Source organism: Bradyrhizobium sp. (genome assembly GCF_017881085.1).
GTDB lineage: Bacteria > Pseudomonadota > Alphaproteobacteria > Rhizobiales > Xanthobacteraceae > Bradyrhizobium.
The window spans coordinates 19546-27819 of record NZ_JADGRI010000026.1 but is presented as its reverse complement, the minus strand read 5'-3'; the positions used below and the strand labels follow the sequence as shown (position 1 = coordinate 27819).

General features: G+C 63.8%; 7 protein-coding genes. 6 read left to right on the top strand and 1 reads right to left on the bottom strand.

Annotation, left to right across the window (positions count from 1 at the left end):
• The 5 genes from QZ213_RS04430 to QZ213_RS04410 all read left to right on the top strand — a co-directional run.
• Positions 1-732 (top strand): NAD(P)-dependent oxidoreductase (locus tag QZ213_RS04430; protein WP_291684842.1); only part of this gene is annotated, 732 nt, incomplete at its 5' end.
• A 163-nt stretch (positions 733-895) separates the two neighbouring features.
• Positions 896-2599, top strand: a complete 1704-nt coding sequence (locus QZ213_RS04425; protein ID WP_291684841.1) for an IlvD/Edd family dehydratase — start codon at positions 896-898, stop codon at positions 2597-2599.
• A 168-nt stretch (positions 2600-2767) separates the two neighbouring features.
• Complete coding sequence (locus QZ213_RS04420; protein WP_291684840.1) at positions 2768-3769, top strand: TRAP transporter substrate-binding protein; 1002 nt, start codon at positions 2768-2770, stop codon at positions 3767-3769.
• Between the two features lie 174 nt (positions 3770-3943).
• Positions 3944-4531, top strand: coding sequence for a TRAP transporter small permease (locus QZ213_RS04415; RefSeq protein WP_291684839.1), 588 nt, complete (start codon positions 3944-3946; stop codon positions 4529-4531).
• Positions 4528-5868 (top strand): TRAP transporter large permease, encoded by a 1341-nt coding sequence (locus QZ213_RS04410; RefSeq protein WP_291684838.1) that lies wholly within the window; start codon positions 4528-4530, stop codon positions 5866-5868. Before QZ213_RS04415 ends, QZ213_RS04410 begins: the two co-directional genes overlap by 4 nt.
• A 61-nt stretch (positions 5869-5929) precedes the next feature.
• Here the strand turns inward: QZ213_RS04410 and QZ213_RS04405 are convergent, their stop codons facing one another.
• Positions 5930-6733: an enoyl-CoA hydratase/isomerase family protein gene (locus QZ213_RS04405; RefSeq protein ID WP_291684837.1), complete on the bottom strand. Its 804-nt coding sequence runs from the start codon at positions 6731-6733 to the stop codon at positions 5930-5932.
• A 273-nt stretch (positions 6734-7006) separates the two neighbouring features.
• Between QZ213_RS04405 and QZ213_RS04400 the strand changes: the two genes are divergently transcribed.
• Positions 7007-8227, top strand: coding sequence for an FAD-dependent oxidoreductase (locus QZ213_RS04400; protein WP_291684836.1), 1221 nt, complete (start codon positions 7007-7009; stop codon positions 8225-8227).
• Positions 8228-8274: the final 47 nt, after the last annotated feature.

The following is an 8274-nucleotide window of genomic DNA, read 5'->3' as shown; positions in this document are numbered from 1 at the left end:
TTGAGCGACGTGAAAGCGCCCGCCGATCTCGGCGCTCACGAAAAGTTCAAGGCAGCGGAGCTTTCCGACCTCGCGCAGGTCGAGGCGATCTGCGAGGGCGTCGACGGCATCCTGCATTTCGGCGGCCATTCGGTCGAAGGCCCATGGGACAACATCCTGCAGTCCAACATTATCGGCTGCTACAATCTGTTCGAGGCAGCGCGCCGGAAGGGCGTCAAGCGCATCGTGTTCGCCTCATCAAACCATGCGGTGGGGTTTTATCCCAGGCATCACCGGATCGGGACCGACGTGACGGCGCGCCCGGACAGCCGCTACGGCGTCAGCAAGGTCTTTGGGGAAGCGGTCGGCGCGCTCTATGCCGACAAGCATGGGCTCAAGGTGACGTGCCTCCGGATCGGCAATTTCGGCGACAAGCCGCTGGACCATCGCCGGCTCTCGATCTGGCTCAAGCCGGACGACCTGGTGCAGCTCTGCCGGATCGGACTCGATCATCCCGACATCCATTTCGAGATCCTCTACGGCGCGTCGTATAACGAGCGCTCGTGGTGGGACAACCACCGCGCCTACGACCTTGGCTATCGCCCCACCGGCCGCGCCGAGGACTTTCGCGAACATGCGTTCGCCGAGCAGGCGAAACTGCAGCCCGATGCTGTCGGCGATTTCTACCAGGGCGGCGCGTTCTGTGGCATGGAGTTCGACGGCGACATCAGCCGGATCATCGACTGGAAGTAGGTGGCGGGCATGCCCGGATACGAAAAATGGACGGTCATTCCGGGGGGCGCGCGAGCGCGAACCCGGAATCTCGCGCTATAACCTCCAGATTCCGGGTTCAGCCCTGCGGGCTGCCCCGGAATGACAACTACATCTTTGATCGGCGTGCATTAAGGAAACCCAGATGGCTGACGGACTGCGCAAGGGACTGACGAGTTATGGCGATGCCGGATTTTCGCTGTTCCTGCGCAAGGCCTTCATCAAGGCGATGGGCTATTCCGACGACGCGCTGAACCGCCCCATCGTCGGCATCACCAACACCTACAGCGACTACAATCCCTGCCACGGCAATGTTCCGCAGATCATCGAGGCGGTGAAGCGCGGCGTGATGCTGACGGGCGCGATGCCGATGGTGTTTCCGACCATCTCGATCGCGGAAAGCTTTGCGTATCCGACCTCGATGTATCTGCGCAATCTGATGGCGATGGATACTGAAGAGATGATCCGCGCCCAGCCGATGGACGCCGTCGTCGTGATCGGCGGCTGCGACAAGACCCTGCCGGCGCAGATTATGGCCGCGGTCTCGGCCGATCTGCCGACCGTCGTCATCCCGGTCGGGCCGATGGTGGTCGGCCATCACAAGGGCGAGGTGCTGGGCGCCTGCACCGATTGCCGCCGGCTGTGGGCGAAATATCGCGCCGGCGAGATCGACGATACCGAGATCGAAGCCGTCAACGGCCGGCTCGCGCCGTCGGTCGGCACCTGCATGGTGATGGGCACCGCCTCGACCATGGCCTGCATCACCGAGGCGCTCGGCCTGTCGCTGCCGATGAGCGCGACCATCCCCGCGCCGCATGCCGAGCGCTTTCGTTCCGCGGAAGCCAGCGGCAGGGTCGCCGCCGCGATGGCAATGGCGAAGGGCCCGAAGCCCAGCGAACTCCTGACGCAGGCCTCGTTCAGAAATGCGCAGGTGGTGCTGCAGGCGATCGGCGGGTCGACCAACGGCCTTATTCATCTGACCGCGATCGCCAACCGCACCTCGCATCGCATCGATCTCGAAGCTTTCGACAAACTCGGCCGCGAGGTGCCGGTGCTGATCGACCTAAAACCGTCGGGCGAACATTACATGGAGCATTTCCATCATGCCGGCGGCGTACCGAAACTGATGGCGCAGCTCGGCGACCTCATCGACCTCGACGCCAGGACCATCACCGGCGCGACGTTGCGCGACGTCGTGACCGGCGCCGAGGAGGTGCCGGGCCAGGACGCGATCCGCCCGCGCAACAATCCGATCAAGCCGGAAGGCGCGATGGCGGTCTTGCACGGCAATCTTGCCCCGCGCGGCGCGGTGATCAAACATTCGGCGGCGAGCCCCAAATTGCTGCAGCACACCGGCCGCGCCGTGGTGTTCGACTCCGTGGAGGACATGACGCTGCGGGTCGACGATCCCTTGCTCGACGTCAACGCCGACGACGTGCTGGTGCTGCGCAACGCCGGTCCCAAGGGCGCGCCGGGCATGCCGGAGGCCGGGTATCTGCCGATCCCGAAAAAGCTCGCCCGCGGCGGCGTCAAGGACATGGTGCGGATATCCGACGCGCGGATGAGCGGCACCGCATTCGGCACCATCGTGCTGCATATCACCCCGGAATCCGCCGTCGGCGGCCCGCTGGCGCTGGTCAAGAACGGCGACTTGATCCGGCTCGACGTCGCCAAACGCAGCATCGATCTCCTGGTCGACGCCAGGGAACTGGAAAAACGCCGCGCCGCCCTGACGTTGCCGGCGACGCCGGAATGGGCCAAGCGCGGCTACGCGCATCTGTTCGACGAGACCATCCTGCAGGCCGACGAAGGCTGCGATTTCGACTTCATGCGGGCTGAGGGAAAGTAGGCGGCTTCGTCGCTTACGCTCTCTTGCGCCAACGCTTCGCGTTTGTCGCAGGCGATGGACGTACCGCGCGGTCCCATCTCGCAGCTGCGTCGTGTCGTCGACCCCGATGTCCAATTGACATCCAAACAACCCCGATGGGATGATGAAAGAAAACATCAGGGGGAGACGATGAGCAGTCTGAGCAGGATTCTCGGTGCGGTCGTGGCCGCATCCGCAATCGTGATAAGCGCCGGCGCGAGTGCGCAAGAGGTAAAACATTATCGCTTCGCCTATGATCAGCCGAAGACGACGGGATACGGTGTCCTCGGCGATATCTTCGCCGACAAGCTCAAGGCGCTGAGCAAGGGCACGATGCTGATCGACCAGTATCCCGGCGCGCAGCTCGGACAGGAACCGCAGGTCCTGCAGCTGGTGAAATCGGGCGACGTGGAGTTCTGCATTTCTTCCTCCGCAAACGCCGCGACGCTGTCGCCGCAGGCCGGCGTGATGTCGATGCACTTCCTGTTCCGCTCCGAAGCGCACCTCGTCAAGGCGATCGCGGACCCCGAAGTATCGAAGGCCGTCAAGGCGATGATCGCGGACACCGTGCAGGGCGCTCACGTCATCGCGCTGGCCACGCTCGGCCTGCGCAGCATGTATTCCAAGCGCGAGATCAGGAACATCGGCGACATGAAGGGTCTCAAGGTGCGGGTGCAGGCAACCCCGACCGAGGATACCATGTTCCCGGCCTACGGCGCCCAGATCGTGCACATGCCGTTCGGCAGCGTCTACACCTCGCTGCAGACCGGCGTGGTCGACGTCGCCGAAAACGGCGTCAACGTCTATCTCGCCAACAAGCACTATGAGGTGGCCCCGGTGCTTTCGATGACCGAACACGAGGCCAATAACAGCTTGGTGTGGGTGAGCGACAAGCTCTGGAACAGCCTGACGCCGGAGCAGCAAAGCTGGGTGCAGGCCGCCGCCGACGAGGTCAACAAGAACCAGCCAGCGAAAGCCATCGAGCTCGAACATCAGTCGCAGGAAAAGCTGAAAACCATCGGCGTGAAGGTCGTCACCGATGTCGACAAATCAGGCTTCGTCGCCGTCGCCGACCCTTATCTCGACAAGCTCGCCAGGGAACTCGGCCCGCACGCCGAGAAGGTCAAGAACCTGATCCGGGCAATCAACTAGGCGCGATCCATCCGCGTGTCGTACCGGCGAACGCCGGGACCCCTGCGCCGCGGCTTTTCGGTTTGAGCGAGTGGGCAGCCGATTTTTCATAAACAACTGACGCCGGTGGTTATGGGTGCCGGCGTTCGCCGGGACGACGAGAGACTTTGATCTGCGACGACGGAGAGTTCGCCGATGACCATCGCCGACAAACTGGTGCTGCAGCGGCAGCATCACCTGAAATGGCGGTCGTTCGACAGGCTCGAATTGATGCTGATGATGCTTTGCGGGCTGTTGTGCTTCGGGTTCTCGCTCTCGGTCATGTTCGACATCGTCACCCGCACTATCGGCCATCCCTGGCTGTGGCTGCAGGAGGTGACCTCCACTTTGTTCATCTATGCGATCTTCATCGGTGCTGCGGTCGCCACCCGCCGCAACGATCATCTGTACCTGACCGCGATCTCCGATGCCTTGCACGGCACCCCGCGGCTGATCGTCGAAATTATCATCCGCATCGTGGTTCTCGGCGTCGCGTTTTGCCTGGTCTGGTTCGGCTATATCAACTTCATCAGGGGGTTCGGCAGTTTCCGGCTGCCCTCCGGCACGCCGATCGCGTCGCTCTATGCCGTGATTCCCCTGGCGGGCCTGCTGATCGGACTGTTCACCATCGAGCAACTGGTCAACGGCATCAGGAACGGTTTCGATCATCCGGAGCCGCCGGAAGAAGAGGACCTGCCGATCCGGCCGGTCGGGACCGCCCTGCAGTCGAGGGTGGGCCTGTGAGCGCACCCGTCATCCTCGCGCTGATGTCGTTCTGCTTCCTGTTCTTCGGTTATCTCGGCGTGCCCGTGCCGTTTTCGCTGATGGCGGGCGTGTTCGTCGGCGCGCTGTTCACGGATGTCTCGCTGGCGGCGATCATCCAGAAGATTTTCGACGGCATGGATTCCGAAGCGCTGCTGGCGATACCGTTCTTCCTCCTCGTCGGCGAACTCATGAGTTCGGCCAATGTGGTGGTGCGGATCGCCAACCTGTCGCTGTCACTGGTCGGGCATATCAGGGGAGGGCTGTCGCAGGTCGTCGTCGTCTTCAGCATGTTCTTCTCGGAGATGTCGGGGTCGACCACCGCCGACGTCGCCGTGATGAGCCGCGCACTCGGCGGTCCGATGAAGCGGGAAGGCTACAGCCCCGCCTTCATCGCCGCGATCATTGCATCCGCCTCCACCATCGCCGCACTGGTGCCCCCCAGCATCACCGCCGTGGTCTATGGCGCGGTCGGCAACGTTTCGATCGCCGGCCTGTTCATGGCCGGCGTGGTGCCGGGCCTTATGATCGGCTTCGGGCTGATGATTTATTGCTATTTCTTCGGGCCCTCCGGCATGCGCAAGCCGCGCGCGCCGCTGCGCCAGATCGCGTTCGCGGCCGGCGACGCCGCGCTGCCGCTGATGATTCCGGTGATCCTGCTCGGCGGCATCCTGACGGGCTGGTTTACGCCGACCGAAGCCGGCGTGGTCGCGGTGGTCTATATCATCGCGGTGGTAATTCCCGCGCTCAACCGCGGGCACTTGCGGAAAATTCCCTACGATTTCTGCCTCGCCGGGCTGATCTTCTCGCTGCCGCTGATCACCATCGGCGCCGCCAACGCGTTCGGCTGGATGCTGGCTTATCTGCGCGGCGCCATCGTGATAGCCGACTGGATCACCTCGATCGCCGGCAACGACCCCCACTACATGATGCTGCTGCTGGTGCTGCTGTTCACCGTGGTCGGCGATTTCATCGAGCCGGTGCCGACGATCATCATCTTCATGCCGCTGGTGAATGTGCTCACGCAGGCCGGCGACATCAACGGCGTGCACATGGGCGTGGTGCTGATCGCCACACTCGCCTTCGGCCTGATCACGCCGCCCTACGGGCTGGTGCTGTTGATGGCGTCGAAATTCGTCGGCGTCAGCTTTTCCAAGGCGTTGCGCGCGGCGCTGCCGATCTATGTCGTGTTCCTGGTGACGATCTGCTTCACGATCTATTTCCCGAAGGTGGTGCTGTGGCTGCCAAAGCACGTGATCCCGGAATCGGTCGGCTGTTTCAAGTCGCCGGCGGGGACGGGGTATATTTGCCCGAACTGACGCCGCGTGACCACCAGAGCCGTCCCCGTTCGCGGGCACGACTCGCGGGGGATACTCGGGGCTACTTGCCCTTGCTGGTGAACTTCTTCACCGCGACCCGGAAGTCCTCGGTGTGCATGGCGTCGATGATCTTCGCTTCCTCGGCGTCGAGCTGCTGCCGGGTAGGGGTGACCGCGGCCTGGTAAACCAGCGACTTGGTGCCGGCGATGGCGGCCGGCGGATTCTGCGCCAGCCGTTCGGCGAATTGCCTTGTCGCGGCTTTCAGTTCGACCGCTGGCACGATCTTGGCGACCAGACCCCAATCATAGGCCTGCTGCGCGGAGAAGCTGTCCTCGGCCAGAAATATCTGCAAGGCGCGCCGAACCCCGACGGTGCCGACCATGCCGACGGTGCTGCCGCCATCCGGCGACACGCCGATCTTGGCGTAGGCCGGGGTGAAGCGTGCGGTATCCGCTGATATGCAGAGGTCGGCGACAAACGCCAGCCCCATGCCCGCGCCCGCCGCGGAGCCGTGAACGCTGGAGAGTACGATCTTGGGCATCCGCCGCACGGTTTCGATAAACGCGTGATAATGCTTGAGCAGTTCGCCGACCACGGGGGCGATGGTGTCGGCCTCGGCGGCGGCGCCGATGGTCTGCAGGTCGCCGCCCGCGCTGAAGGCGCGACCTTCGCCTTCGATCACCAGCACCCGGATATCGTAGGATGCCTCGACCGCGGCGCCGAGCTGCTCCAGCTTTTTCGCGATCGAAAGGTCGATCGAATTGAAGGCGGCCGGCCGGTTGAGCGTAATCGTGGCGATCGGGCCATCGATCCGCAGCAGCGCCGGATCGTCGGGGAGGGAGGTCGCGGGGACGGACGTCGGCATGGGAAAGGCCTCGAAGTCGGAATGATCGGCCAGCATTTAAATAGCAGAAGGCAAGAGGTGACAATCCCGGCCAAGTCTGCAAAATGCCGCCCTACCTTCCTCCTGGACAGAGAGGCTCTTGCGCCTTCTTGAACCATGAGGCCAAATCGTGCCCCTATCGTCCGGGACGCGGCCACGAGCGCCGTTCGTCAAGGACGAGGCGAGCAAGCCAAAATCGGCAGAGTGAGGAGATGTCATGGGTAATTCCTGTGCGCTTGCAGTCGGGTTGTTCCAATGACGCAGGGATCGGTGGTTATCGCCGGCGCCGGCCATGCGGGTTTCCAGCTCGCGGCGTCGTTGCGGCAGCATGGGTTTGACCAGCGCGTTTGCCTGATCAACGACGAGGCGCATCTGCCGTATCAGCGGCCGCCTTTGTCCAAGGCCTATCTGAAGGGCGAAGGCCGCCCCGACAGCCTGATGTTCCGGCCGGACAAATTCTACCGCGATCAGAACATCGAGTTGATCAGCGACCGCGCCGCCTTCATCGATCGCGCCGCGCGGCGGCTGGTGCTCGAGTCAGGCTCGTTCCTCGATTACGGACACCTGGTGCTGGCTACCGGCGCCCGCAACCGGCTGCTGGACATTCCCAACGCCAACCTGCCCGATGTGCGCTACTTGCGGACCCTCGACGAGAGCGAAGCGTTGCGGCTGCGGATCGGCTCGGCCCGGCATGTCGTGGTGATCGGCGCCGGCTTCATCGGGCTGGAATTCGCCGCCACCGCGCGCGCCAAGGGCCTCGAGGTCGACGTGCTCGAACTCGGCACCCGCGTCATGGCGCGGGCGGTGACGGCGGAAATTTCCGATTATTTCCAGGAGCGCCACACCGCGGCTGGCATTCGCATTCATTTGGGCATGCAGGCCACCAGCATCGAGAGCGATGGGACCAACGTCACCGGCGTCAGCCTCAGCGACGGTCGCCATATTGCGGCGGACCTTGTCGTGGTCGGTGTCGGCGTGCTGCCCAATGTCGAAATGGCGGCAGAGGCTGGCCTGCAGGTCGCGGCCGGGATCATCGTCAACGAGTACTTGCTGACCGCCGATCCCAACATCTCGGCGATCGGCGACTGTGCGCTGTTCGCAAGCCCGCGCTTCGGCGGCTCGCTGCGGCTGGAATCGGTGCAGAACGCCACCGATCACGCGCGCTGCGTTGCGGCGCGGCTGACCGGCGACGCCAAGCCCTATGACGGCCAGCCCTGGTTCTGGAGCGACCAGGGCGACGACAAGCTGCAGATCGCGGGGCTCACCACCGGCTACGACCGTGTCGTGGTGCGCGGCGATCGCGCGGCGCGCTCGTTCTCGGCCTTCTGCTACAAGGCCGACCGGCTCGTCGGCATCGAGTCCGTCAATCGCGCGGCGGACCATGTGTTCGGACGGAAGGTTCTCGGACTGAACCGGTCGGTCACACCGGAACAGGCGGCGGATCCCGATTTTGATTTGAAGGCGGCGGTTAAGTAAAGCGGTTGCATTTTATCGTCGTCCCGGCGAACGCCGGGAGCCACACG